At 68.5% G+C, this 26,584-nt stretch carries 18 protein-coding genes, 3 rRNA genes and 2 pseudogenes; 16 read left to right on the top strand and 7 right to left on the bottom strand.

Annotated elements, in window-relative coordinates; translation table 11 throughout:
• Positions 1-164: 164 nt before the first annotated feature.
• On the top strand, positions 165-2,015 hold the full coding sequence (gene ilvD / locus ACO0M4_RS40660; RefSeq protein WP_430376308.1) for a dihydroxy-acid dehydratase: 1,851 nt from the start codon (positions 165-167) through the stop codon (positions 2,013-2,015).
• Positions 2,016-2,095: 80 nt separating this feature from the next.
• On the opposite strand, the gene ACO0M4_RS40655 is transcribed toward ilvD, so the two are convergent.
• Both ACO0M4_RS40655 and ACO0M4_RS40650 read right to left on the bottom strand, forming a co-directional pair.
• Positions 2,096-2,386 (bottom strand): DUF397 domain-containing protein, encoded by a 291-nt coding sequence (locus ACO0M4_RS40655; protein WP_430376307.1) that lies wholly within the window; start codon positions 2,384-2,386, stop codon positions 2,096-2,098.
• Positions 2,368-3,210 (bottom strand): helix-turn-helix domain-containing protein, encoded by an 843-nt coding sequence (locus tag ACO0M4_RS40650; protein WP_430376306.1) that lies wholly within the window; start codon positions 3,208-3,210, stop codon positions 2,368-2,370. Before ACO0M4_RS40650 ends, ACO0M4_RS40655 begins: the two co-directional genes overlap by 19 nt.
• 165 nt (positions 3,211-3,375) lie before the next feature.
• Between ACO0M4_RS40650 and ACO0M4_RS40645 the strand changes: the two genes are divergently transcribed.
• On the top strand, positions 3,376-3,588 hold the full coding sequence (locus tag ACO0M4_RS40645) for a hypothetical protein (protein ID WP_430376305.1): 213 nt from the start codon (positions 3,376-3,378) through the stop codon (positions 3,586-3,588).
• The gene (locus ACO0M4_RS40640) at positions 3,585-3,806 is read left to right on the top strand and encodes a hypothetical protein (RefSeq protein WP_430376304.1); all 222 of its coding nucleotides are present in this window, start codon (positions 3,585-3,587) and stop codon (positions 3,804-3,806) included. The genes ACO0M4_RS40645 and ACO0M4_RS40640 overlap by 4 nt, the downstream gene beginning before the upstream one ends.
• Before the next feature lie 21 nt (positions 3,807-3,827).
• Here the strand turns inward: ACO0M4_RS40640 and ACO0M4_RS40635 are convergent, their stop codons facing one another.
• Positions 3,828-6,158 carry a protein kinase domain-containing protein gene (locus ACO0M4_RS40635; protein WP_430376303.1) on the bottom strand — a complete coding sequence of 777 codons (2,331 nt, stop codon included), beginning with the start codon at positions 6,156-6,158 and terminating at the stop codon, positions 3,828-3,830.
• A 240-nt stretch (positions 6,159-6,398) separates the two neighbouring features.
• On the opposite strand from ACO0M4_RS40635, the gene ACO0M4_RS40630 reads away from it, so the two are divergent.
• Positions 6,399-6,773, top strand: coding sequence for an SH3 domain-containing protein (locus ACO0M4_RS40630; RefSeq protein ID WP_430376302.1), 375 nt, complete (start codon positions 6,399-6,401; stop codon positions 6,771-6,773).
• A 53-nt stretch (positions 6,774-6,826) separates the two neighbouring features.
• Positions 6,827-7,330, top strand: a pseudogene (locus tag ACO0M4_RS40625) (hypothetical protein); the annotation flags it as partial.
• 129 nt (positions 7,331-7,459) lie between these two features.
• On the opposite strand, the gene ACO0M4_RS40620 reads toward ACO0M4_RS40625, so the two are convergent.
• Complete coding sequence (locus tag ACO0M4_RS40620; RefSeq protein WP_430376301.1) at positions 7,460-8,449, bottom strand: hypothetical protein; 990 nt, start codon at positions 8,447-8,449, stop codon at positions 7,460-7,462.
• A 181-nt stretch (positions 8,450-8,630) separates the two neighbouring features.
• On the opposite strand from ACO0M4_RS40620, the pseudogene ACO0M4_RS40615 reads away from it, so the two are divergent.
• Positions 8,631-9,500 (top strand): annotated as a pseudogene (locus ACO0M4_RS40615) (class I SAM-dependent methyltransferase).
• A 113-nt stretch (positions 9,501-9,613) separates the two neighbouring features.
• Positions 9,614-10,579 (top strand): RNA polymerase sigma factor SigJ, encoded by a 966-nt coding sequence (gene sigJ, locus ACO0M4_RS40610; RefSeq protein ID WP_430376300.1) that lies wholly within the window; start codon positions 9,614-9,616, stop codon positions 10,577-10,579.
• Positions 10,580-10,615: 36 nt separating this feature from the next.
• On the opposite strand, the gene ACO0M4_RS40605 is transcribed toward sigJ, so the two are convergent.
• Complete coding sequence (locus ACO0M4_RS40605) at positions 10,616-12,034, bottom strand: M1 family metallopeptidase (RefSeq protein WP_430376299.1); 1,419 nt, start codon at positions 12,032-12,034, stop codon at positions 10,616-10,618.
• Between the two features lie 274 nt (positions 12,035-12,308).
• Between ACO0M4_RS40605 and proC the strand changes: the two genes are divergently transcribed.
• Complete coding sequence (gene proC / locus ACO0M4_RS40600; RefSeq protein ID WP_430376298.1) at positions 12,309-13,121, top strand: pyrroline-5-carboxylate reductase; 813 nt, start codon at positions 12,309-12,311, stop codon at positions 13,119-13,121.
• Between the two features lie 200 nt (positions 13,122-13,321).
• On the opposite strand, the gene trpS is transcribed toward proC, so the two are convergent.
• Positions 13,322-14,359 (bottom strand): tryptophan--tRNA ligase, encoded by a 1,038-nt coding sequence (gene trpS / locus ACO0M4_RS40595; RefSeq protein ID WP_430376297.1) that lies wholly within the window; start codon positions 14,357-14,359, stop codon positions 13,322-13,324.
• Between the two features lie 888 nt (positions 14,360-15,247).
• Here trpS and ACO0M4_RS40590 point away from each other — a divergent pair.
• The 3 genes from ACO0M4_RS40590 (at position 15,248) to rrf (ending at position 20,392) form a co-directional block, all read left to right on the top strand.
• Positions 15,248-16,776, top strand: a 16S ribosomal RNA gene (locus ACO0M4_RS40590).
• A 301-nt stretch (positions 16,777-17,077) separates the two neighbouring features.
• Positions 17,078-20,199 (top strand): 23S ribosomal RNA (locus tag ACO0M4_RS40585).
• Between the two features lie 76 nt (positions 20,200-20,275).
• Positions 20,276-20,392: ribosomal RNA gene (gene rrf / locus ACO0M4_RS40580) — 5S ribosomal RNA — on the top strand.
• The 16S, 23S and 5S rRNA genes sit together here, the layout of an rRNA operon.
• Positions 20,393-20,480: 88 nt before the next feature.
• On the opposite strand, the gene ACO0M4_RS40575 is transcribed toward rrf, so the two are convergent.
• Positions 20,481-21,149 (bottom strand): 4'-phosphopantetheinyl transferase family protein, encoded by a 669-nt coding sequence (locus ACO0M4_RS40575; RefSeq protein WP_430376296.1) that lies wholly within the window; start codon positions 21,147-21,149, stop codon positions 20,481-20,483.
• Positions 21,150-21,307: 158 nt separating this feature from the next.
• Between ACO0M4_RS40575 and ACO0M4_RS40570 the strand changes: the two genes are divergently transcribed.
• From ACO0M4_RS40570 to ACO0M4_RS40550, 5 genes are all read left to right on the top strand, one after another.
• Entirely contained in the window at positions 21,308-22,333 is a 1,026-nt protein-coding gene (locus ACO0M4_RS40570; RefSeq protein WP_430376385.1) for a saccharopine dehydrogenase, read from the top strand.
• Positions 22,330-22,974, top strand: a complete 645-nt coding sequence (locus tag ACO0M4_RS40565; protein ID WP_430376295.1) for a TetR/AcrR family transcriptional regulator — start codon at positions 22,330-22,332, stop codon at positions 22,972-22,974. Before ACO0M4_RS40570 ends, ACO0M4_RS40565 begins: the two co-directional genes overlap by 4 nt.
• Positions 22,975-23,107: 133 nt before the next feature.
• On the top strand, positions 23,108-24,295 hold the full coding sequence (locus ACO0M4_RS40560; RefSeq protein WP_430376294.1) for a cytochrome P450 family protein: 1,188 nt from the start codon (positions 23,108-23,110) through the stop codon (positions 24,293-24,295).
• Between the two features lie 125 nt (positions 24,296-24,420).
• A complete protein-coding gene (locus ACO0M4_RS40555; protein WP_430376293.1) occupies positions 24,421-24,612 on the top strand; it encodes a ferredoxin in 192 nt (63 codons plus the stop codon).
• A 3-nt stretch (positions 24,613-24,615) separates the two neighbouring features.
• Positions 24,616-25,896: an NAD(P)/FAD-dependent oxidoreductase gene (locus tag ACO0M4_RS40550; RefSeq protein WP_430376292.1), complete on the top strand. Its 1,281-nt coding sequence runs from the start codon at positions 24,616-24,618 to the stop codon at positions 25,894-25,896.
• Positions 25,897-26,584: the final 688 nt, after the last annotated feature.

Genomic DNA, 26,584 nt, shown 5'->3' with positions numbered 1-26,584 from the left:
GTGCCGGGCCCGGCCCGTCCGCACTCCGGTCAGCCATCTCACATACCGGAGACAGTGTCCGGATCTTGGATCAAGAGCGTAATCTCGGGATCAGCTGCTGTATGGCCCGCCGTACCCGCCGTACGGCGTCGCGCCGACATCCGTTTCCCGAGGGAGTGACCATCGTGCCCGAGCTGAGGTCCCGCACCGTTACCCATGGCCGCAACATGGCGGGCGCCCGCGCCCTTATGCGGGCCTCGGGCGTAGCGAGCGAGGACATCGGTAAGCCGATCATCGCGGTCGCCAACTCCTTCACGGAGTTCGTGCCCGGCCACACCCACCTCGCCCCGGTCGGCCGGATCGTCTCCGACGCCATCCGCGCCGCCGGCGCCGTCCCCCGCGAGTTCAACACCATCGCCGTCGACGACGGCATCGCGATGGGCCACGGCGGCATGCTGTACTCCCTCCCGTCCCGCGACCTGATCGCGGACTCGGTCGAGTACATGGTCGAGGCGCACTGCGCCGACGCGCTGATCTGCATCTCCAACTGCGACAAGATCACCCCCGGCATGCTGATGGCCGCGATGCGCCTCAACATCCCGGTGGTCTTCGTCTCCGGCGGCCCCATGGAGGCCGGCCAGGCCACCCTCGTCGACGGCACGGTCCGCAAGCTCGACCTGATCGACGCGATGGTGGACGCCGCCAACGAGAGCGTCTCCGACGCGGACGTGCTGCGGATCGAGGAGAACGCCTGCCCGACCTGCGGTTCCTGTTCGGGCATGTTCACCGCCAACTCCATGAACTGCCTGACCGAGGCGATCGGCCTCTCCCTGCCGGGCAACGGCACGGTCCTCGCCACTCACACCGCTCGCCGCGACCTCTACGAGAGCGCCGGCCGCACGGTCGTCGAGATCACCAAGCGCTACTACGAGGACGGCGACGAGTCCGTCCTGCCGCGCAACATCGCCACCCGCGCCGCCTTCGAGAACGCCATGGCCCTCGACATCGCCATGGGCGGCTCGACCAACACGATCCTGCACCTGCTGGCCGCCGCCCAGGAAGCCGACCTCGACTACGACCTCAAGGACATCGACGCGGTCTCCCGCCGCGTCCCGTGCCTCGCCAAGGTCGCCCCGAACGTCGCCCCCGGCGGCACGTACTACATGGAGGACGTGCACCGCGCCGGCGGCATCCCCGCCATCCTCGGCGAGCTGTACCGCGGCGGCATGCTCAACGAGGACGTCCACTCGGTCCACTCCGCCACCCTCGCCGAGTGGATCAAGACCTGGGACGTGCGCGGCGGTTCACCGTCCGCCGAGGCCGTCGAGCTGTGGCACGCCGCCCCCGGCTGCCAGCGCTCGGCCACCGCCTTCTCCCAGTCCGAGCGCTGGGAGACCCTGGACGTGGACGCCGAGGGCGGCTGCATCCACTCCGTCGAGCACGCCTACTCCAAGGACGGCGGCCTGGCCGTCCTCAAGGGCAACCTGGCCGTCGACGGCTGCGTGGTGAAGACCGCCGGCGTCGACGAGTCCATCTGGACCTTCGAGGGCCCGGCCGTCGTCTGCGAATCGCAGGACGAGGCCGTCGACAAGATCCTCGCCAAGCAGATCAAGGAAGGCGACGTCGTCGTCATCCGCTACGAGGGCCCCAAGGGCGGCCCCGGCATGCAGGAAATGCTCTACCCGACGTCGTTCCTGAAGGGCCGCGGCCTGGGCAAGGCATGCGCCCTGGTCACCGACGGCCGCTTCTCCGGCGGCACCTCGGGCCTCTCCATCGGCCACGCCTCCCCCGAGGCGGCCTCCGGCGGCGCCATCGCCCTCGTCGAGGACGGCGACCGCATCCGCATCGACATCCCCCACCGCACGATCGAACTCCTGGTCAGCGACGAGGAGTTGGCCGCCCGCCGGGAGGCCCTGGGCGGCGTCTACGCCCCGAAGCAGCGCGAACGGAAGGTCTCGGCGGCCCTGCGCGCCTACGCCGCGATGGCGACCAGCGCGGACAAGGGCGCCGTGCGAGACGTGAGCAAGCTGGGCTGAGCCCCCCAGTCACAACGCACCGGCCGCCCCCGCGCTCGCGTCGGGGGCGGCCAGTGCGTTTGCGCTGCGCGGGCCGGTCGTCAGGCGCCGGGCAGCCGCTCGTTCTTGACGGCGGCGACGAACGCACCCCAGGCGGCGACTTCGAAGGTGAGGGCGGGGGCGTGGGGGGTCTTGCTGTCGCGGACGGGGATGAGGGCGGGGACGTTGTCGGCCACCTCGATGCACTGGCCGCCGTCTTGGTTGCTGTAGCTGGACTTGCGCCAGGTGGCGTTGGCCAGGAGGTCGTGGGAGACCTCGATGCAGTTGCCGCCGTCTGTGTTGCTGTAGCTGGACTTGCGCCACGTGACAGTGCTCAGATCGATGGATCGCACGGCACTTCCTCCAACATCTGCATGATGAACTTCCGCGACTCGGCCGGGGGCAACGCCAGGTCGCGTACCGCATCATAGGTGCGTTGCAGCCGCTCAACCCGGCTTGGTTCCTCGATCAGTTCACCACGTACGTCGGTCTCCGTGTACGCCACGGTGCTGCCGTTCAGCAACCGCAGGAACATCGTGTCCGTGCTCATCAGGCCATGGGGGCCGGCCCTGAACGGCAGGACGTGGAGCGTGATGTTCGGACATTCCGCCGCCTCCGCTAGGTGCTCCAACTGCGCCCGCCACTCGTAGGCGTCGCGTAGCGACGTGCGCAGCACGGCCTCGGAAAGAATGACCCGGAACGGCGGTGCCTCCTCGCCCTCCAGCAGCTCCCGCCGCCCGACGCGCGCTTCGACCTGCTGGTTCAGCTCCTGGCCTTTGCTCCCGCCCGCCATGAGCGCTTCGCGTGCGTACCCCGACGTCTGCAGCAGCCCCGGCGGGGCGCTCACGGAGTACTGCCACAGACTCACTGCCTCGGCCTCCAAGGTCATGTACCGCCGGTATTGCTCCTTGAATTGCGTCGGGTCTCCGACCGCCAACTCCCAGAGCGTCAGGAGCCAGCGCCCCGCTCCATAGTGCTGGCCCAGAGCCTCGACGACCTCCGGGCTCCCCAGCGTCTTGCCGCTCTCCATCTTGCCGAAGAGGGATGCGTCCCAGCCGAGGACTTCGCCCAGCTTTCGCAGGCTGTCGCCCTTCTGTGTGCGCAGTAATCGCAGTTCCTCCGCGAACCGGCGGCGCGGTTCCGAACTCCGTCCGGTGACGACCCTTCTCGGCGGCATGGCGACCTCCTGCGTGGAAGGTGTGGAACTAACGACCCGGGCGCGGAACTACAGTCCGCAATCGGCATCCGCGCCCAACTCCAGGCCCATTCTTGTAATGGCCGGAATACACACAGTAGTTGCGTTCCGGTACGTCAGGTACGGAAACGGCAGAGGGAGCACCCCATGACGAAGGAGAACGTCGCCGAGGCCGAAGCGGCGCTCGACGAGTTGGTCGCCGCGTTGAAGCGGAACGGCATCGTGTTGCCGTCGCTCGGGCTCGACCTGGTGACGTACTGCGGTCAAGCGCGGCGCCCGCTCATCGAGTTGGGGCGCTGCAACCCGCAGACCGCGCGGGAGTTGGCCGCTGTCATCGGGGACGGGGGTGCGCGGTCATGAGCGCCCACGACCCGGCGAAGGGCGAGATCGTGCGGGACCGGCTGCGGGACCGGGTCGGACGGGTCATGGACCACGAGGGAGCGTGTTTCCAACTCCGGCCGCTGGGCGGCGGGGTGGAGTGGGACGTGGCTCCCGAGGACATCGAGCCGGTCGCGGTGTCCGCCGCCCTGAGCGACCACGTCGCGGAACTCAACCGGCACAGCGCGCGGCCCGTCTGACCGCGCCGGGGCGCGGCGCCCTCACCACCGGCCCGGGTCGGTCGTCGCCACGCCGAAGACCGTGCCGTCGGGGGAGGCGGCGTAGATGCGGCCGTGGGCGGTGTCCAGGGTGGGGGCGGGGACGGCCTGGAGGAAGCCGTTGTGGCGGGTGGCGGCCAGGCGCGGCGGGGTCTGGCCGAGGAGGGCGCCGGTGGTGGTGTCGACGGCGATGAGGCGGCCGTCGGCGGCGGTGAAGTAGAGGCGGTTGCCGCTGACGACGGGGGCCGAGCCGCGGCTGACCGAGGTCTCGGTGTCCCAGGTGCGTTCGCCGACGGCCTGGAGGGCGCCGCCCTCGGCGAGGAGGTAGACGGTTTCGCCCTGGACGGTGGCGGCCACCCCGGGCAGCGGTGCGGCCAGCCGGAGTTTCCGGGTCCGGTGGGTGGCCGGGTCGTAGCGGAGGACGCCGGAGACGAAGCCGTCGTAGGTGGGTTCGCCGACGGTGAGGAAGAGGGCGCCGGACGTGGTGGGGCCGGCCAGGGTGAGCGTGCCGGGGAGCTGGTGGGACCAGTGGACCGAGCCGTCGGCCGGGTTGATGGCGGTGAGTTGGGTGGTGGGGGTGGGATCGGTGGTGAGGGTTTCGGCGGCGTAGGCGGTGTGCGCGTCGCCGTAGGTGGTGAAGCGGGGGAGGCGGTGGCCGGGGAAGCGCTTGCGCCAGCGTTGTTGGTGCGTGGTGGTGTCCAGGGCGGTGACCGTGCCGTCGGCGGCGGTGAGGAGGATGCGGTCGGCGAGCACGGCGGCGCCGCCCTCGTAGGGGGAGACGTCCAGGCTCCAGCGGAGGGCGCCGTTGCCGTGCGGCGACGGGTCGAGGGCCTGCAAGCGCTTGCCGTCGGCGGTGAAGACGTAGAGGAGGCCGCCGGAGAGGACGGGGGCGGTGGGGGAGACGGCCTCGCGGCCGGCGGGGGCACCCTTGTGACGCCATGTCACCTTGCCGGCGTCGGGGGTGAGACGGGCGGCCGGGAGGCCGGACTGGCCGCAGAAGACGGCATCGGCGCCGGCCGTGCAGTACGGCATCTCGGCGTCGTGACCGGCGGGGCGCTCGATGATCGTGGTGCGCCAGGGGTGGAAGGCGACACGCGGGGTGCGCGAGGCGTGGGTCTGGAGGGCCGGGGCGTCGGAGTCCCCGGTGAGGGCCCAGGTGCCGCCGACGGCACCGGTGACCACGGCGAGGGCCGCGGCGGCCCAGAGGAGACGGCGGCGGCCCCTTCGAGGCGCGGGGGTGGTTCCGGGGGTGTCCTCGGGAGCGGACGGCGGAGCCGGCGGGTCGGCGGCGGAACGGGACACGTCCGGGGCGCGGGACGCATCCGGCGTACGCGACACGTCCGGGGTGCGCGACACGTCCGGGGTGCGGGCGCGGACGTGGGTGGTCTCGGCGCGCGGCGGCGTGGGCTCGGTGCGGACCGGCTGCCGTTGGGCGGGTATCCGGGCGCCGGGGACCGTCTCCGGCAGCGCCTCACCGCGGGTCGGACGGGTGGCGGGCAGCGTCATCGGCGCGTCTGTGCGCAGCAGTTGCCGCAGCCCGTCCGGCGTCGGGCGGTCCGCCGGATCCTTGGCCAGGCAGCTCTCGATGAGCGGTGCGAGCTCGTCCGGCACGCCCGACAGATCCGCGTCGTCGTGCACCACCTGGTACGCGACGAGGTACGGGCTCTCGGAGTCGAACGGGCCGCGCCCGGTGGCGGCGTGGACCAGCACCGACCCCAGGGCGAAGACGTCCGCCGCCGGGCCGACCTCGCGCGGCCGCTGGAACTGCTCGGGGGCCATGAACGGTGGGGTGCCGATCAACTTCCCGGTCTCGGTGCGCATCTCGCTGTCGGACGGCCGGGAGATGCCGAAGTCGATGACCTTCGGGCCGTCGGCGGCGAGCAGCACGTTGCTGGGCTTGAGGTCGCGGTGCACCACGCCGGCCCGGTGGATGTCGCGCAGCGCCTCGGCCAGGCCCGCGCCCAGCTGACGCACCTCGGCGGGGGTCAGCGGGCCGTTCCGCTTCACATGCTCGGAAAGGGTCGGACCGGCGATGTGGAGCGTCGCCATCCAGGGCCGCTCGGCATCCGGATCGGCATCGACGACGGGGGCCGTGAAGGCGCCGCTGACCCGCCGGGCGGCGGCCACCTCCTGCCGGAACCGCCCCCGGAACTCCGGGTCCTGGGCGAATTCGGCGTGGATGACCTTGACCGCGAGCACCAGCCCGGAGGAGGACCGGGCCAGATGGACCACGCCCATTCCCCCGGAGCCCAGCCGCGCTTCCAAGCGGTATTGCCCGGCGTACTCCGGACGCTCCGCTTCCGGGCCGAGCCCGGAATCGCGCAGCGGCGGCATCGTTCCACCCCCGTGTCTTCCCCGGTGTCTTCCCGGTGTCTTCCCCGTGCGAAGCGCCCTGCCATTCGGTCACAGGTGCGACGCGCGGAGCCTAGTCCATGGCACGTCCGGGACGGGTGAGGCTTGCTAGCGTGCGCGTCGTGGGCGTCGAACGCACGCCCGGAGTTCGCACGGCCCGCTCACGGCGGGCAACCATCCAGTACGCCTGGCAACACGTCCAGTACACGGGGGGACACGAAAATGACCACGCAGGAATTTCAGGGGAGCACCGGGCCGGACACCGGGGCGGAGCCGGACCCGAGCGGGGCGGCGGACGCGGTGACCGACGCGGCGCCGGCAGCGCTCGGCGCGGCCTTCGCCGGCCGGACGGCCTACCCCATCGCGCCCGGCTACCGCGTCAACGTCCGCCAGGGCCCCGGCACCAACACCCCGCTGGTCCGCCAGCTGCCGGCCGGCGCCCAGGTGCAGATCCGCTGCCAGACGCGCGGCCAGTGGGTCGTCGGCCCCTACGGCACCTCCAACCTCTGGGACAACATCGCGCCCGGCGAGTACGTCTCCGACTCCTACGTTCACACGGGTAGTAGCGGCATGGTCGCGCCCAGCTGCATGAACTGACCCTGCGGCGGCCGCACGGCACGGCCGGCGGCCCCCCGGGGATAATCGACGCCATGAGCGACGCGCAGCGAACGGCGGCCCCGAGCGGCCCGGCGCCGGAGGAGATCCGTTTCTTCGGCACCACCTGGGTCGAGCACGACGGCGGCTACGCGCTGCGCCGGGCCGGTGTCGCGGTGGGCTCACTGGTGCTCGCCGCGGCCGGCGCGCTGGTGCTGCGGTTCGCCGTCCAGGGGCTGGAGATCGCCGCGGTCGGCTCGTTCGTCAACGTCCTGGTGGTGGCTGGCTTCGCGATCTGTAGCGCGCTGGCCTTCCGCCGCACCTGGGACGGCTTCGTGCGCCGCCCGGGCCCGGTCGCCGACAGCGGCGCCGAGCGGTCGATGCAGAGCCTGATGTTCATCGGCTTCATCGGCTCGCTGCTCGCGTACTTCTGCCGCAGCCTGGTCGAGGCGCCCGGGGAGAAGCTGCGCCGCGCCGAGTACGACGCGGCACTCGACCGCCACGCCCGCCGCCGGGGATCCCGTGCCGGGAACCCGGCGGAGCGCAAGCCGAAGTCGAAGGTGACGTCGAAGTCGAAGGCGAAGGTGACGTCGAAGGCGAAGCCGAAGTCGAACGGGTCGGGGCCGGGGCCGGGGTCGGGGTCCGGGAAGAAGCGCGGCTAGGCGGTTCCCCGCCCCACCGCGCCCTGGTCAGTCCCGGCCGGTGGCACGGCCGGTGGTACGGCTGATGCCCCTGCCGGCGGCGTACCGCTCGGCCATCGCCCGGAACACCTCCCGCGGCTCCCAGTGCGCCTCCGCGTCGGTCATCCGCACCACGCCGTAGGAGGAGAGGTCCGCGTCCCGGGTCACCCTGCCGAAGCCGGCGAAGGTGAACCACAGCGCGGTGTCCACCCCCTCCGCCTCGAAGGCGTCGAGGAGTTCGGTGAAGTACCGCACCTGCTCGCCCTCGTCCGGCACCGCGCCGGCCGGCGGCTGCCAGGCCAAGCCGCCCAGCTCGCCGGCGCCCTCGTAGGGGCAGGTGCCGAACTCGGTCACCGCGACCGGCTTGCCGTGCGCGGCGTGCCCGCGCAGCTCCTCCCGGAAGGTGTCGGCGTTGTACGCGGCCCGGTAGGCGTCCACCCCGACCAGGTCGAACGGCGTCCAGTCGATCTCCTCCCAGGGCCCGGAGGCGTAGGTGACCCGGCCCCCGAAGTGGGCCCGGACGACCGCGGCCACCTCGGCGAGGACGGCGTTCAGCCGCTCCGCCACCGGGCCGAGCGACATCCACCAGTCCAGGTCGGCGGTGGCCATCGCCCGGAGCCGCTCGCCGTAGCCGTCCCCGGGGATGAAGCCCTTGCAGAACGCGCTGAGCTCGCACCCGGCGACGAAGACCACCTCGGCCCCGGACCGCCGGACCTCCTCCGCCCGCCGCGCGCACTCCGCGAAGAACGGCAGCAACTCGTCGGGCGTGAGGTCCACGGGGAACGGCGCGAACCACACCTCCAGTCCGGCCTCCACCGCGCACCGTGCCGCGGTGCTCAGCCGCTCCGGCCGCCCACCGGAGATCCGCACCGCGTCGCAGTGCAGCTCCCGGGCGATCACGGCCATGTCCCGGCGCACCACCGCCTCGTTGAAGTCCTTCCGCGAGATCTCGTCCCCGGGCAGGAATCCGGTGTCGTAGTTGATGCCGCGTGCGCGCATGGTGTCCTCTTTTCCCCCGTCGTCCGGCCGTTGCCCTGGTCGGGGCGGCTCCGGCCGTGCGGTCGGCTCCACGCCGGCCGCCGGGCCATTCTTGCCGGCCGTCGGGCCGTTCGTTCCGGCCGCCGGGCCATTTTTCAGGAGGAGGCCGCGATTCCGGCGGGCCCTGGGCAGGATGCCTGCCATGACGACACCGCAGTCATCACAGTCACCGCAGCCCCCACAACCATCACAACCATCACAACGACCCGAGCCGTTGGAGTCATCGGTGCCCCCCGAGCCACCGCAGCCACTGCAGACACCGGACCACGCCACCCTCGCCCGGGCCTTCGACGCGGTCGCTGGCCGGGATGGGGGTCGCCCTGCTCCATATGAGCTTGGGGGAGGGTGCTGGACGTCGGCGCCGGGACCGGCATCGCCAGCGGGCTGCTGCGGGCGCGCGGCGCGCAGGTCACGGCCGTGGAGCCGGGGGCGGCGATGGCCGCCCAACTCCGCGCCGGACACCCCGACATCCCGCTCGTCCGGGCCAGTGGCGACGCCCTGCCGTTCGCCGGCCGGGCCGCCTTCGACCTCGTCAGCTACGCGCAGGCGTGGCACTGGACTGACCCGGCCCGCTCGGTTCCGGAAGCGATGAAGGTGCTGCGGCCGGGCGGCGCGCTGGCGCTCTGGTGGAACGTGCCCGACCCGGACACCCCGTGGGCCGCCGCCCAAGAGGCCCGGCTCGCCCGCCGGCTGCCCGGCTACCACGCCCACAGCGTCGCACCGGAGGCCGCCGACCTGATCCGCGGCCTGGGGCTGGGCCTGCGCCCTCCCCCAAGCTCTTAAGGAGCAGAGGGGACCCCCATGCCGGGTGCTGCACTGGACCCGCACCGTCCCGCTCGCCACCCACCTCGCGATGCTCGGCAGCCGCTCGTACTTCGCCGCCCTCGGCCCGGTGGCCGCCGCCCCCGTCCCCGCCGACGAACGGGCCGCCCTCCTGGAGGACTTCCCGGACGGCCAGGTCGAGGAGGCATACGCCCTCGACCTCACGGTCGCCCGGCGCCCCGCCCCCTGAGCCCCCGTCACCCCGCATCCCGCCCCGTCACCCCCCACCCCGTAGCGTCGTCCCTGCCCCGGTGACCGCCGGTGACCGCGCCGCGGCCGGGACCAGGGAGGCGGGAGCACACGATGGCGGAGCGGGGACACGGGACGCCGGACGGGCAGGTCCGGGCCGAACGACTGGCGCAGTTCGAGGAGTTGCGGGGCCGGCTGTGGGGCGTGGCGTACCGGATCATGGGGACGGTCAGCGACGCCGATGACGCGGTGCAGGAGAGCTGGCTGCGCTGGCAGGCGCTCCCCGACGAGCCGCCGGTGGAGTGCCCGCGCGCCTTCCTCACCACGGTGGTCAGCCGGATCTGCTACGACCTGTTGGGGTCGGCCCGGGCCCGGCGCGAGACGTACGTGGGGCCGTGGCTGCCGGAGCCGGTGCTCGACGCCGCCACCGGCGGGCCGGTCGGCGTCGCCCGCGCCGGCGTCCCGGATGGCCCCGAGGAGCGGGTGACCCTGGACGAGTCGGTGGGCATGGCGCTGCTCACCGTCCTGGAGCGGCTCACCCCGGCCGAGCGCACCGCGTTCGTCCTCTACGACGTCTTCGCGGTGCCGTTCCCGGAGATCGCCGAAGCGGTCGGCCGCACCCCGGAATCGGTGCGGCAGTTGGCCTCGCGCGCCCGCCGCCGGGTCCGGGCCGAGGCGCCGCGCCGGACCGTCGACCGGGTCGAGCACCGGCGCACCGTCGAGGCGTTCCTGGCGGCCGTCACGGGCGGGGACTTCGAGGCGCTGCTGACCGTGCTCGACCCCGAGGTGGTGTGGCGCTCGGACGGCGGCGGCAAGGTCTCCGCGGCCCGCCGGCCGGTGCTGGGCCGGGACAAGGTCGCCCGCTACGTCTGGGGCCTGATCACCCGCAACTTCGCCCCGGCGACCATGCGGCTGGCGGTCCGGGACGTCAACGGCGCCCTGGGCGTGGTCTTCGCCGACGCGTCGGGGGAGTACCCGTCCGGGGTCTTCGCCTTCACGGTGCACGACGGGCGGATCGTCGAAGTGGACGCGGTGCTCAATCCCGACAAGCTCGGGCACCTGGACTTCGCGGACCTGTGAACGCCGTGCGCCCGGCGGGCGCCCGTCCCGCCGGGCTCAGGCGGCGTCGTACTCCCAGTCCGGCTGCCCCTCCCCGTACAGCCAGTCGTCGAATAGGTCGGTCAGGTCCTCGTCCGTACGGTCCCGGCAGAACGAGATGAAGTCCTCGGTATTGGCGTTGGCGTGCCGGAACTCGGCGGGCCACTCCTTGAGGATCGAGAAGAACGTCTCGTCGCCGACCGCGTTCCGCAGCTGCTGGAGCACCATCGCACCGCGCTCGTAGACCGGCGTCCCGGTCACGTCCGCCGCGGTCGCCGGCTCGCCGGGCGGGAAGTCCCAGCGCTCGTGGTCCTCGTCCCCGTCGTAGAGCGCGTCGAACTGCTCCTGCGGGGTCCGGCCGCCCTCACGCTCCTCCCACAGCCACTCGGCGTAGGTCGCGAAGCCCTCGTTGAGCCACGTGTCCTGCCAGGTCTTCGGCGTCACCGAGTCGCCGAACCACTGGTGGGCGGTCTCGTGCACCACCGTCGAGGTGTCCGGCGCCCCGGCGTAGACCGGCTTGGTCTGGGTCTCCAGCGCCCCCCAGTCGACCCGGTCCGGTGTGCGGTCCACTATCGCGCCCGCCGACGCGAACGGGTACGGGCCGAACAGCTCGGCCCCCCACGCCAGGATCTCCGGCAGCCGGGACAACGGCTTCCGGCTGGCCGCGGCCTCCCGCGGGTCCACCGCGACGTAGACCGGCAGGCCCTGCGGCGTACGGGACTCCTGGACGTCGAACGTCCCGATCGTCGCGGTCGCGAGGTAACTGGCCATCGGCTCCGCGCTGTGCCACTCGTAGGTGGTCCGCCCGCCGGCGGTCCGCTTCGACTTCAGTTCCCCGTTGGCGACCGCGGTGTAGCGCTGCGGCACGGTGATCCGGAAGTCGTAGCTGGCCTTGTCGCCCGGGTGGTTGTTGCCGGGGAACCACGTCATCGACCCCGCCGGCTCCCCGGCCACGAACGCGCCGTCGGCGGTCTTGACCCAGCCCTCCACTGCCCCGTCCGCGTCCCGCATCTCCTGTGGCGTCCCGCGGTACCGGACGGTCGTCCGGAAGGTGTCGCCCTTGGCTATCCGTCCGGCCGGCCGGACCACCAGCTTGTGCCCCTTGCGGCTGAACTCCGCGTCCCGGCCCTCGACCCGTACGCCGGTCACCGTCATCCCCTGGAGGTCGAGCTGGAAGGACCGCAGGTCCGCACCGGCCTCGGCGGTGATCGCTGCGGTGCCGTCCAGATGCTGCTCGGCCACGTCGTAGCTGAGGTCGAGCCCGTAGTGGCTGACGCGGTAGCCGCCGTTGCCGAGCGCCGGGAAGAGCGGGTCGCCCAGCCCGCCGCCGCCCGCGGCCCCCTTGACGGCCGTACCCCCGGACGTACAGGAGGACAGCAGCAGGGCGACGGACAGCGCCGCGACGGCACCGCATCTACGGAGGGGGCGGCGTGGCACGGCACTCCTCGGACCGGGGACGGATGGTGAACACAAGTTCCCCGACCATACGGGCATTTCTGCCGCTTCGACCGTCCCGTTCCGATTACGACTGCGCCGCACTCTGCGCCGCACTCTGTTCCGTACTCCGGTCCGCGCCCGCCCGGGAACACCGGGCCCGGCTGTTCGCCCCCGCTGCCGCCCGCCGCCCGCTCCGTGGACACCCCGGCACACCGCCACCCACCGGTGCGAGGATGGCACCGACCTGACCACGCACCACCGGCGAGGTGAACGCATGACCCAGAAGGTCGCCGTACTCGGCACCGGAAAAATCGGCGAGGCCCTGCTCAGCGGCATGATCCGCGGCGGTTGGGCGCCGTCCGACCTGCTGGTCACCGCCCGCCGCCCGGAGCGCGCCGAACAGCTCCGCACCCGCTACGGCGTCGAAGCGGTCAGCAACGCCGAGGCCGCCAAGGCCGCCGACACGCTGATCCTCACCGTCAAGCCCCAGGACATGGGCACCCTGCTCACCGAGCTGGCCCCGCACGTCCCCGCCGACCGCCTGGTGATCAGCGGCGCCGCCGGCATCCCGACCTCCTACTTCGAGGAGCGGCTGGCCCCCGACACCCCGGTCATCCGGGTCATGACGAACACCCCGGCCCTCGTCGACGAGGCGATGTCCGTCATCTCCGCCGGCACCCACGCCACCGCCGCCCACCTCACCCTCACCGAGGAGATCTTCTCCACGGTCGGCAAGACCCTCCGCGTCCCGGAGTCTCAGCAGGACGCCGCCACCGCCCTCTCCGGCTCCGGCCCGGCCTACTTCTACTTCCTCGTCGAGGCGATGACCGACGCCGGCATCCTGCTCGGGCTGCCCCGCGACAAGGCCCACGACCTGATCGTCCAGGCCGCCATCGGCGCCGCGGTGATGCTCCGCGACAGCGGCGAACACCCCGTCAAGCTTCGTGAGAACGTCACCTCCCCCGCGGGCACCACCATCAACGCCATCCGCGAACTGGAGAACCACGGCGTCCGCGCCGCCCTGATCGCCGCCCTGGAGGCCGCCCGCGACCGCAGCCGCGAACTGGCCACCGGCAACAGCAACTGACACCGCAACGAACTCAGCCACGAACACCACAGCGGACACCGCAGCGGACACCGCCACGAACTCAGCAACGAACACCGCCCACAACCCGCCGGGAATACCACCCCGCCCCACACCGTTGTGGGTCCCGTAGGGGGCCCTCCCACCCCCTACGGGATCTGTTCCCCTCCCCCCTACGGGCCTACGGGCTACTGACTTACGGGCTACCGACCTGCCGGCAACAACCCCACAGCCTCATACGCCGCATCCACCCGCGGCCTGGCCATCGCCCGCGCCCGCTCTGCCCCGGCCCGCAGCACGCCGTCCACGTAACCCGGATCGGCCGCCAGCTCCGCGTGCCGCTCCCGCACCGGCCGCAACAGCTCCACCACGGCCTCCGCGACGTCCCGCTTCAGCGCCCCGTACGACCCGTACGCCGCCGCCAGCGAGGCCGGATCGGCACCCTCCCGGCAGGACGCCAGCACCTCCAGCAGATTCGCCACCCCCGGCCGCTCGTCCCGGTCGTACACCACGTCCGTCCCCCCGTCCGTCACGGCCCGCAGCACCTTCCGCCGCACCACATCCGGCTCGTCCAACAGATGGATCACCCCGGCGCCGCCGTTCCGCCCGGCCGACCCCTTGCCCATCTTCGACCGCGGATCCTGAAGGTCCATCACCCGCGCCGCCACCGCCGGAAGCGACGCCCGCGGCACCACGAACACCCGCCCGTACCGCCGGTTGAACCGCACCGCCAGGTCCCGGGTCAGCTCCACATGCTGCGTCTGGTCCTCACCCACGGGCACCTCATCCGTCCCGTACGCCAGGATGTCCGCCGCCATCAGCGTCGGATACGTCAGCAACGACAGCCGTACCCCGGCCGCCTCCTCCCGCGCGGCCTTCTCCTTGAACTGCACCATCCGCTGCACCTCACCGACGCCGGCGGTGCACTCCATCAGATACGCCAGCCGCGCATGCTCATCCACATGGCTCTGCACGAACACCGTGCACCGCTCCGGATCCAGCCCCGCCGCCAACAACAAGGTCGCCGCCTGCCGACTGAGCCTGCGCACCCGCGCCGGATCGTGCTCCACGGTCAGCGCGTGCAGATCCACCACACAGAACAGTGCATCCGCCCGGTGCTGGTCCTCCACGACCCACCGCCGCACCGCCCCGAGGTAGTTCCCCAGCGTCAGGTGCCCCGTCGGCTGCACCCCGCTGAACACCCGCGCCGCGGTCTCCGCCGTCCCGACCTTCTCGCTCATCCGTCCCTCACTCGCACCGGGACCGCCGCCTGCACCGGCCGGTGACGAAGGGAGAAACGCAAACGGCCGCCGAAGCGGCGGCCGTGGTCATGCATGCGCTGCTGATGCGGCCGCCGTCAGGCGGGCCACCACAGCTGTACGAGCACATGCGCGGTCATGCCCCCAAAGTACCCGTCAGCCCCTGAAGCCGCACGGGTTTGAAGCACCCCATCCGCTCGTGTAGTGTTCTCCGAGTTGTCACGGAGCCGACGGCCCCGGACAGCCATCCCGCCGCTTCGCGGCAACTCACTACTGCACGGCCCTCAACGGGACTGAATTCCGCATGTCGAAATTCATTCCGGGTGTCTGATTAGGCGTCACCGAGGAATTCCGCTAACGTAGTGAACACCCCGCCGACGGGGAATCGGATCGAAATTCGAACCGACCGCAACTCACCGAGATGCGGGCCGGAACGGAAAACAGATCTGATAAAGTCGGAAAGGCCGAAAAGCGAAAGCGAAGCGGCTGGACCCCGCTCCAGCAGGGGGCCAGAGACGGAAACGGATCTGGTAAGGTTGGAACCGCGAAGAAGCCGAAAGGCCGAATCGCGCCGGCGAAAGTCAGGGCCGAAAGGATCTGATAGAGTCGGAAACGCAAGACCGAAGGGAAGCGCCCGGAGAGCCTGGTGAAACAGGCGCAAAGGAAGCGTCCGTTCCTTGAGAACTCAACAGCGTGCCAAAAGTCAACGCCAGATATGTTGATACCCCGTCTCCATCATGGAGATGAGGTTCCTTTGAAAGTCCTTCCAAGTTTTTGGGAGGCACACAGCGAGGACGCTGTGAACCGTGAGGATTATTCCTCCTCGTGGTTCCGCTCAACGCGAGTGTCACACCGGATTACCGGTAAACATTCACGGAGAGTTTGATCCTGGCTCAGGACGAACGCTGGCGGCGTGCTTAACACATGCAAGTCGAACGATGAACCTCTTTCGGGAGGGGATTAGTGGCGAACGGGTGAGTAACACGTGGGCAATCTGCCCTTCACTCTGGGACAAGCCCTGGAAACGGGGTCTAATACCGGATATGACACACGGAGGCATCTTCTGTGTGTGGAAAGCTCCGGCGGTGAAGGATGAGCCCGCGGCCTATCAGCTTGTTGGTGAGGTAATGGCTCACCAAGGCGACGACGGGTAGCCGGCCTGAGAGGGCGACCGGCCACACTGGGACTGAGACACGGCCCAGACTCCTACGGGAGGCAGCAGTGGGGAATATTGCACAATGGGCGAAAGCCTGATGCAGCGACGCCGCGTGAGGGATGACGGCCTTCGGGTTGTAAACCTCTTTCAGCAGGGAAGAAGCGAGAGTGACGGTACCTGCAGAAGAAGCGCCGGCTAACTACGTGCCAGCAGCCGCGGTAATACGTAGGGCGCGAGCGTTGTCCGGAATTATTGGGCGTAAAGAGCTCGTAGGCGGCTTGTCACGTCGGATGTGAAAGCCCGGGGCTTAACCCCGGGTCTGCATTCGATACGGGCAGGCTAGAGTTCGGTAGGGGAGATCGGAATTCCTGGTGTAGCGGTGAAATGCGCAGATATCAGGAGGAACACCGGTGGCGAAGGCGGATCTCTGGGCCGATACTGACGCTGAGGAGCGAAAGCGTGGGGAGCGAACAGGATTAGATACCCTGGTAGTCCACGCCGTAAACGTTGGGAACTAGGTGTGGGCGACATTCCACGTCGTCCGTGCCGCAGCTAACGCATTAAGTTCCCCGCCTGGGGAGTACGGCCGCAAGGCTAAAACTCAAAGGAATTGACGGGGGCCCGCACAAGCAGCGGAGCATGTGGCTTAATTCGACGCAACGCGAAGAACCTTACCAAGGCTTGACATACGCCGGAAAGCGCTAGAGATAGTGCCCCCCTTGTGGTCGGTGTACAGGTGGTGCATGGCTGTCGTCAGCTCGTGTCGTGAGATGTTGGGTTAAGTCCCGCAACGAGCGCAACCCTTGTTCTGTGTTGCCAGCATGCCTTTCGGGGTGATGGGGACTCACAGGAGACTGCCGGGGTCAACTCGGAGGAAGGTGGGGACGACGTCAAGTCATCATGCCCCTTATGTCTTGGGCTGCACACGTGCTACAATGGCCGGTACAATGAGCTGCGATACCGCGAGGTGGAGCGAATCTCAAAAAGCCGGTCTCAGTTCGGATTGGGGTCTGCAACTCGACCCCATGAAGTCGGAGTTGCTAGTAATCGCAGATCAGCATTGCTGCGGTGAATACGTTCCCGGGCCTTGTACACACCGCCCGTCACGTCACGAAAGTCGGTAACACCCGAAGCCGGTGGCCCAACCCCTTGTGGGAGGGAATCGTCGAAGGTGGGACTGGCGATTGGGACGAAGTCGTAACAAGGTAGCCGTACCGGAAGGTGCGGCTGGATCACCTCCTTTCTAAGGAGCACTTCTTACCGAGCTTGTCTTGGTCAGAGGCCAGTACATCGGCGAGTGTCTGATGCTGGTTGCTCATGGGTGGAACGTTGACTATTCGGCGCGATGGGTTGGGTTTGTTAGTACTGCTTCGGCGTGGAACGCAAGTTTTCGACTGGTCGTGTTGGGCGCGCTGTTGGGTGTCTGAGGGTACGGACTGTGGTCTGGACCTTCGCGATGCCGGCCTCGGTGAAGCATCCTTTGTGGGTGTGTGACGGGTGGCTGGTCGTTGCTTGAGAACTGCACAGTGGACGCGAGCATCTGTGGCCAAGTTTTTAAGGGCGCACGGTGGATGCCTTGGCACCAGGAACCGATGAAGGACGTGGGAGGCCACGATAGGCCCCGGGGAGCTGTCAACCAAGCTTTGATCCGGGGGTGTCCGAATGGGGAAACCCGGCAGTCGTCATGGGCTGTCACCCGCTGCTGAACACATAGGCAGTGTGGAGGGAACGCGGGGAAGTGAAACATCTCAGTACCCGCAGGAAGAGAAAACAACCGTGATTCCGGGAGTAGTGGCGAGCGAAACTGGATGAGGCCAAACCAGTCACGTGTGATACCCGGCAGGGGTTGCGTGGTTGGGGTTGTGGGAGTTCTTTTGATCGGTCTGCCGGCCGGTCGGCGAGTCAGAAACCGTTGATGTAGGCGAAGGACATGCGAAAGGTCCGGCGTAGAGGGTAAGACCCCCGTAGCTGAAACATTAGCGGCTTGCTTAAGAACCACCCAAGTAGCACGGGGCCCGAGAAATCCCGTGTGAATCTGGCGGGACCACCCGTTAAGCCTAAATATTCCCTGGTGACCGATAGCGGATAGTACCGTGAGGGAATGGTGAAAAGTACCGCGGGAGCGGAGTGAAATAGTACCTGAAACCGTGTGCCTACAAGCCGTGGGAGCGTCGCGCATCAAGCTTGCTTGGTGCGTCGTGACTGCGTGCCTTTTGAAGAATGAGCCTGCGAGTTTGCGGTATGTTGCGAGGTTAACCCGTGTGGGGAAGCCGTAGCGAAAGCGAGTCCGAATAGGGCGTGGAGTAGCATGCTCAAGACCCGAAGCGGAGTGATCTAGCCATGGGCAGGTTGAAGCGGAGGTAAGACTTCGTGGAGGACCGAACCCACCAGGGTTGAAAACCTGGGGGATGACCTGTGGTTAGGGGTGAAAGGCCAATCAAACTCCGTGATAGCTGGTTCTCCCCGAAATGCATTTAGGTGCAGCGTCGTGTGTTTCTTGCCGGAGGTAGAGCACTGGATAGGCGATGGGCCCTACCGGGTTACTGACCTTAGCCAAACTCCGAATGCCGGTAAGTGAGAGCGCGGCAGTGAGACTGTGGGGGATAAGCTCCATGGTCGAGAGGGAAACAGCCCAGAGCATCGACTAAGGCCCCTAAGCGTGTGCTAAGTGGGAAAGGATGTGGAGTCGCAGAGACAACCAGGAGGTTGGCTTAGAAGCAGCCACCCTTGAAAGAGTGCGTAATAGCTCACTGGTCAAGTGATTCCGCGCCGACAATGTAGCGGGGCTCAAGTACACCGCCGAAGTCGTGTCATTGCGATATTACCCCCAACGGGGATCGTGATGGGTAGGGGAGCGTCGTGTGCCGGGTGAAGCAGCCGTGGAAACGAGTTGTGGACGGTTCACGAGTGAGAATGCAGGCATGAGTAGCGATACAAGAGTGGGAAACTCTTGCGCCGATTGACTAAGGGTTCCTGGGTCAAGCTGATCTGCCCAGGGTAAGTCGGGACCTAAGGCGAGGCCGACAGGCGTAGTCGATGGACAACCGGTTGATATTCCGGTACCCGCTTTGAAACGCCCAATATCGAATCCATTAATGCTAAAGCCGTGAAGCCGGCCTGGAGTCTTCGGACAAAGGGACGTGGTGGAGCCGTTGACCCAAGGTGGTAGTAGGTAAGCGATGGGGTGACGCAGGAAGGTAGTCCAGCCCGGGCGGTGGTTGTCCCGGGGTAAGGGTGTAGGCCGTGTGGTAGGTAAATCCGTCACACGTTAAGGCTGAGACCTGATGCCGAGCCGATTGTGGTGAAGTGGATGATCCTATGCTGTCGAGAAAAGCCTCTAGCGAGTTTCATGGCGGCCCGTACCCTAAACCGACTCAGGTGGTCAGGTAGAGAATACCGAGGCGTTCGGGTGAACTATGGTTAAGGAACTCGGCAAAATGCCCCCGTAACTTCGGGAGAAGGGGGGCCATTTCTGGTGAGGGAACTTGCTTCCTGAGCTGGGGGTGGCCGCAGAGACCAGCGAGAAGCGACTGTTTACTAAAAACACAGGTCCGTGCGAAGCCGTAAGGCGATGTATACGGACTGACGCCTGCCCGGTGCTGGAACGTTAAGGGGACCGGTTAGCTCCATTTCGGTGGGGCGAAGCTGAGAACTTAAGCGCCAGTAAACGGCGGTGGTAACTATAACCATCCTAAGGTAGCGAAATTCCTTGTCGGGTAAGTTCCGACCTGCACGAATGGCGTAACGACTTCTCGACTGTCTCAACCATAGGCCCGGTGAAATTGCATTACGAGTAAAGATGCTCGTTTCGCGCAGCAGGACGGAAAGACCCCGGGACCTTTACTATAGCTTGATATTGGTGTTCGGTTCGGCTTGTGTAGGATAGGTGGGAGACTTTGAAGCGCCAACGCCAGTTGGTGTGGAGTCGTTGTTGAAATACCACTCTGGTCGTGCTGGATGTCTAACCTGGGTCCGTGATCCGGATCAGGGACAGTGTCTGGTGGGTAGTTTAACTGGGGCGGTTGCCTCCTAAAGAGTAACGGAGGCGCCCAAAGGTTCCCTCAGCCTGGTTGGTAATCAGGTGTTGAGTGTAAGTGCACAAGGGAGCTTGACTGTGAGACTGACGGGTCGAGCAGGTACGAAAGTAGGGACTAGTGATCCGGCGGTGGCTTGTGGAAGCGCCGTCGCTCAACGGATAAAAGGTACCCCGGGGATAACAGGCTGATCTTCCCCAAGAGTCCATATCGACGGGATGGTTTGGCACCTCGATGTCGGCTCGTCGCATCCTGGGGCTGGAGTCGGTCCCAAGGGTTGGGCTGTTCGCCCATTAAAGCGGTACGCGAGCTGGGTTTAGAACGTCGTGAGACAGTTCGGTCCCTATCCGCTGCGCGCGTAGGAGTCTTGAGAAGGGCTGTCCCTAGTACGAGAGGACCGGGACGGACGGACCTCTGGTGTGCCAGTTGTTCTGCCAAGGGCATGGCTGGTTGGCTACGTTCGGAAAGGATAACCGCTGAAAGCATCTAAGCGGGAAGCCTGCTTCGAGATGAGGGCTCCCTCCCACTTGATGGGGTAAGGCTCCCAGTAGATGACTGGGTTGATAGGCCAGATATGGAAGCGCCGTAAGGTGTGGAGTTGACTGGTACTAATAGGCCGAGGGCTTGTCCTCAGTTGCTCGCGTCCACTGTGTAGGTTCTGAAGTAACGACTGTTGAGTCATGCTCCGGTTGGTTATCTTCATAGTGTTTCGGTGGTTTTAGCGTTAGGGAAACGCCCGGTTACATTTCGAACCCGGAAGCTAAGCCTTTCAGCGCCGATGGTACTGCAGGGGGGACCCTGTGGGAGAGTAGGACGCCGCCGAACAAATTTTGATAAAGCCTCGTTCCCCGAGTTTCGACTCGGGGAACGAGGCTTTTTTGCGTTGTGCTGGAAATGCGGTGCGGCAGGGGCGTCAGGAGGGGCGGGGGAGGGCGGTGGCGGTGAGGAGGATGCCGTGTGCGGTGTGCCAGCGGCCGGGGAGGACGGGGGCGGGGACGTCGGCCGGCCAGGGGAGCAGGAGGCGGGCGGTGAAGGTGCCGGTGGTGGGGGTGAAGGTGATTTCGGCGTCGTCGAATTGGAGGGGGCGGGGGGAGAGCGGGGCGCAGGTCTTGTAGACGGATTCCTTGGCGCTGAAGAGGAGGCGGTCCCAGGGGATGTCCGGGTGGGTGGTGGCGAGGTCCTGGAGGTGGGTGCGTTCGGTGGGGGTGGTGATGCCGTCGCGGACCAAGGGCGGCAAGGGGGCGTGGGGTTCGGCGTCGATGCCGAGGTGGGGGAGGTCGGCGGTGCGGGCCACGGCGGCGGCGCGGTAGCCGTCGCAGTGGGTGATGCTGCCGGTGATGCCGGGGGGCCAGGTGGGGGCGCCGGTGGGGCCGGGGGGTAGTGGGGTCGGGGGGAGGCCCAGGCGGGTCAGGGCGCGGTGGGCGCACTGGCGGGCGGTGGTGAATTCGCGGCGGCGCTTCTCGCCGGCGTGGGCGATCTCGCGTTCCTCGATCGGGAAGAGGCCGGTGGGGGCGGTGGCGGGCGGGTCACCGAGGGCGTCCTCGCCCACCGCGTGTGGGGGGAGGACGTGCTCGATGAGCATGTGGGGGCTCAACTCCTCGGGGGTGGGCGGTAGGTGACGGCTTGTCGGGTGTCGACTCTATGTGACGGGGGCGACAATGGCGGACGTTGAGTTCCTAGGTCGCGTGACCTAATGTCGGCACTGTGGACGATGACCTCCAGCTTGATGTGAATGGTCCGGTGCTCGTGGTCGGCGGTTATGGGACCGTCGGTGGCGATTTGACCCGGCTCGCCGCCCCCTCTTGGCCGTTACTGCTCACCGGGCGTACGCCCGAGAAGGGGCAGGCGTTGGCGAAGGAGGTGGGGGCGGAGGTCCGGCGCTGGGACCTGGGTGATCCGGAGCCGTTCTCGGCGAAGGTCCGGGCCGTGATCAGTACGGTGAACGACCCGGATGACCGGGTGATGCTGGCCGCCATCCGGGGCGGGGTGCCGTATGTGGACATCACGCGGTGGACGGCGCGGTTGCAGCGGGCCACGGCGGTTGCGGCGGTCAACCCGCCGAAGGCGCCGGTACTACTCTCGTCGAGTTGGATGGGCGGGGTCAGTGCGCTGGTCACCGCGGCGCTGTCGGCCGAGTTGGGCGGTGCGGCCGGGGTGCAGATCGCCATCCGGTACGACCTGAAGGACCGGGCCGGTACGGACTCGGTGGAGTTCATGGACCGGCTGGGGCTGGACTACGAGGTCACCGAGAACGGCGAGCGGCGGATGATCATGCCGTTGAGCGACGCCGGGTTCGTTCAGATCGGCGAGCACCGGACGAAGGTGGCGCGGATCGACACGCCGGAGCAGTTCACGCTGCCGCTGGTGCTGGGGCTGGACACCGCGATCACGCGGATCGGGTTCAGCGCGAACTCGTCGACGTCGACGCTGCTGGCGTTGAAGAAGACCGGGTTCTTCCGGTGGGGGCGGGGCGACTCGTTCGAGAAGACCCGTCGGTCGATGCTGTACTCGCCCGGTGAGGGTGGTAGCGCGCTGCTGCGGATCGATGTCCGTGGGCGGGGCGGGGAGCGTCGTAGCGCGGTGGTCAAGGATGCCGCCGGGCAGGCCCATCTCACCGCGCTGGGCGGGCTGTTGGGGCTGCGTCGGGTGTTGGGTGCGGATGGCGCCGAGGCGCCCACCGGGGTGGTGTTCCCCGAGATGACGCCGGTGCCGCAGGACGTCATCTCCGCTCTGGAGAAGGCAGGGGTCGAGGTCACGGTGTCATGAGCGAGGAGAAGGGCGGCGGCAAGCCGCAGCTGACGCGGCAGGGGAGCCTGCGGCGGACGAGTCTGCTGGATGCCGCCGAGTCCGTACTGGTCGCCAAGGGCAACGCGGATGCGTCGCTGCGGGCCATCGCCGGTGAGGCGGGCGTGCGGGTCGGGCATTTGCAGCACTACTTCCCGACCCGGGCGGACCTGATCAAGGCCGTGTTGGAGCGGGCGTTGGACCGTTCGCTCACGCGGCTGGCGGAGACGACGGGGCTGCGGCTGAGCCGGGAGGACCCGTCGGTCATCGAGGTGCCGGAGGGTGGTCAGGCGGAACCCGCCCGGGTGGTGGCGGTGGTGCTGGCCGAGCAGGATGACCCGCAGCTGGTTCGGCTGTACGTCGAGGTGTGGGCGCTGGCGGCGCGGGATGACGAGATCGCCGCGGTGGTCCGGGAGTTCTACCAGAAGTACGTGGCCCATGTAGAGGCGTTCGTGCAGCAGGGGCGGCCGGAGTGGTCCGCCGAGTTCTGTCGGGCGCGGGCCGAGACGTTCGTGGCGTTGGTCGAGGGGGCGGCCCTGATGAGGTCGGGGATCGCCGGGAGCCGGTCGGGCGCGATGGATACCCAACTCGCCCGGCAGGCAGTGCAGTTGCTCCGGGACTGAGTCCGGGGCGTACCGGTCGCCGGCCGTTGATGTCCGGGGCGGGGTTTCTTGGGGTCGGTCGGCCCACGGCGTGGCGTGCGGGCCGCGGCGTGGGTCGGCGGCCCGTCATTCGTGGCACAGGGGGGAGTTCGTCATGTCCGAGGTAATCGATCTGGCCGAACTGGCGGCTACGGCGGATCTGGAGCGGGAGCTGGCGGGGCTCGCCGCGCGCCATGGCATCATCCGTACGCGGCAGCTGAACCAGCAGGAGACCTGGACGGTGCTGGGCGCGGCGCTGACCCGGGAGCTGCTGAGCGATCCGCGGCTGTCGAACGATGTGCATGCGCATGCGCCGCACGGGGCGTTGGTCCCGGGGTTGCGGGTGATGCTGCTGGAGCAGGACGACCCGGGGCACGCCCGTTACCGCCGGCTCGTGACCGCGGCGTTCGCGTCGAAGGCGGTGCGGCAGCTGGAGCCGCGGATCGTGGAGATCACCCGGCAGCTGCTGGACAAGCTGGGCGAGCGCGGGACGGTGGACTTCATCGACGCGTTCACCTATCCGATGCCGTTGGAGGTGATCTGCGATCTGCTGGGGGTGCCGGGCGAGGACCGGGACCCGTTCCGGAAGTGGGCGATGGACATCTCCGCGGCGCCGTCGCTGGAGGCGATGCAGACGTCGGCGGGCGAACTGTTCGCGTACTGCATCGGGTTGATCGGGGCCAAGCGGGAGCAGCCGACGGAGGATCTGCTCAGCGAGTTGATCGCGGCGCGGTTCGAGGACGGGACCGGGTTGTCGGACGAGGAACTGTCGTCGTTCGCCGCGGTGTTGCTGATCGCTGGTCATGACACGGTGACGAATCTGCTGGCCAACGCGTTGCACGAGCTGTTGACGCATCCGGAGCAGTTGGCCGCGCTGCGTGCCGACCGGTCGCTGGTGGGTCGGGCGGTGGAGGAGGCGCTGCGGTTCCGCGGGTCGGCGATGACCACGGTCAACCGGGTGGCGCTCACGGACATCGAGGCCGGTGGGGTCACCATCCGCAAGGGCGAGCTGGTGCGGTTCCTGCTGAACGCGGCCAATCGGGACGCGGAGGTGCGGGAGGACGGCCAGGTGTTCGACATCGGGCGGGCCACCGCGCAGCACGTCGCGTTCGGGATGGGGCCGCACTTCTGCCTGGGGCAGCGGCTGGCCCGTCAGGAGGCGACGATCGCGCTGACCGAGATCCTGGACCGGTTCCCGACGCTGGAGTTGGGTGTGCCGGCGGGGGAGGTGCGGTGGCTGGCCTCGGACGCGATCCGGGGGCTGGAGGAACTGCCGCTGCGGTATGCGCGGGAGACGGTGTAGGGACGTGGTGGCGGTCGGCGGCGCGGATCCCGTGGGGTGGTGCCGCCGGCCGCGGGCGGGCCTGGCGGGGACGCCTCCTCGCCGGTCAAGTGGCTTGAGTTGTTGTGGAGTTGGGGGAGGCACGTATGCGGATCACGGTCGATTACGAGCTGTGTGACGGGTTGGGGCAGTGTGCCCTGGTGGCGCCCGAGGTCTTCGCGTTGGACGACGATGAGCGGTTGGAGGTCGCGCCGGACCCGGCGCCGGAGCTCGCGGACAGGGTGGTGGCCGCGGCGCGGGCGTGCCCGGTGCGGGCGATCTCGGTCGAGGGGGCCTGAACCTTGCGCGAGGTCGTCGTGGTGGGCGCGGGCCTGGCGGGAGTCCGGGCCGGTGAGGCGCTGCGGGCGCGGGGGTTTTCCGGGGCGCTGACCATGGTGTCGGACGAGGCGGAACTCCCGTATGACCGGCCGCCGTTGACCAAGCAGGTGGTGGCCGGGACGCTCACCGCGGACGACATCCGGCTGGCGGGCGCCGAGGACTTCGGTGCCCGCTGGGTCCGGGGGACCGCGGCCGTGGGGTTGGACCGGGAGCGGCGTCGGGTGCGGCTGGCCGATGGTGCGGAGGTGCCGTACGACGGGCTGGTGGTGGCGACCGGGGCGCAGGCGCGGGTCTGGCCCGGGGAGGTGCCGGCCGGGGTGCTGACCGTGCGGGGACTGGACGACGTCCGGGCGCTGCGGGCGGAGATTGACGGCGGGGCCCGTGAGGTGGTCGTCGTCGGTGCGGGTTTCGTCGGGGTGGAGTTGGCGTCGTCGCTGGTTGGGCTGGGGCTCGGGGTGCGGGTGACGTTGGTGGAGCCGTTCGGGCGGCCGTTGCGGGTGCTGGGCGGGACGGTGCCGGATGTGGTGGCGGAGGCGGCGCGTCGGGCCGGGGTCGCGCTGCGGTTGGGCACCGGGGTGACGGGCTTTCGCGTGACGGGGGAGCGGGTCGGCGGGGTCGAGCTGGCTGACGGGAGCGTGCTGCCGGCCGAGGTGGCGGTGGTGGCGATCGGGATGGTGCCGGCGACCGGGTGGTTGGTGGGGTCCGGGTTGGCGTTGCCGGCCGGGCGGGTCCACTGTGACGAGCGGTTGTTCGCGCGGACCGCGGGGGTGGCCGGGGTGGTCGATCCGCGGATCGTGGTGGCCGGGGACGTGGCGCGGTGCGATGCGGTGCGGGATGCGGACGGGCCGGTTCCGTTGGAGCACTGGAGCAATGCGGCGGCGCAGGGGGAGTTGGCGGCGCGGAATCTGCTGGCGGGGCCGGCGGCGGCCGAGTCGTATGTGCACCTGCCGTCGTTCTGGACGTCGGCGTTCGGGTTGCGGATCAGGTCGGTGGGGTTGCCGGGGACCGGGGACCGGGTGGTCGTCGAGGAGGGGGCGCCGGGTACGGAGAAGGTGCTGGAGGCGCACTACCGGGAGGGCCGGTTGGTCGGTGCGGTGAGTGTGAATCTGGGGAAGCGGCTGGCGGGGTACGCGCGGCGGCTCCAGGAGGAGGGACCGGGGGCGGTGACGGGGCCGGTGTCCGGGGTGGCCGGGGAGACCGGGGTGGCCGGTGGGGTGTCGGCCGGGGGTGGGCCCGTCGGGTGAGGCGGTGTCCGGCCAATGGCCGGAATTCAGCGTCGTGGCCGGAAAGCGATTGGATGCCGAGTAAGTTTACGTCCGGTAACCCGCCAGATCGCCGGGTCGAGCAGTAAAACCGACCTGCGTGAATGGCGCGTTAAGTTTTCCATTACCACGGAACATTTATGGTTTACCTCTCCTTGGGCGCTCTGGGTCGCGTGACCTATCGCACAAACGAGTGACGGTTCTGGGCAGCTCTGGTAACGTTTTTATCGCGCCTCCAGTAGAGGCGGGGCGGGCTTTGCGAGTGCGTCACGATGAGGTGATCGCCATCGATGACAGCCTGCTCTTGTGCAAGCAGGTGTCGGGGGATCATTTGCTACGGGGGATGGCCATGTGTAGCGCCTACATTGGCGTCTGAAATTGGGGCTTCCTGAATTCTGGAAGCGTTCCCGTTCTCTTGTGCCCGCAGGATGAACCAGTCGTTTTCGCGACGAGGTGTCATGCCCTGGGCGGGCAATCCATCAACAACTTTCACCGAGTGGCAGCCGGTTGTGGCAGTCGTCATCTGAAATTCTGAACGACTTCACAAAGGGCTCGCGAAGCGGACTTTCGGCATCGCGTATTCATGGTGCCCTGCGTTCTTTCAGGGCCGATGGTGGGCGGGTCGGCAATGTGTCGCCGGGTAATTTCCCCTGCCGTTTTCCGCGAATTG

It is taken from the genome of Streptomyces sp. RGM 3693, from assembly GCF_050471125.1.
Lineage (GTDB): Bacteria > Actinomycetota > Actinomycetes > Streptomycetales > Streptomycetaceae > Streptomyces.
The sequence above is the reverse complement of the archived record's forward strand: the minus strand, read 5'-3'. Positions and strand labels throughout refer to the sequence as shown.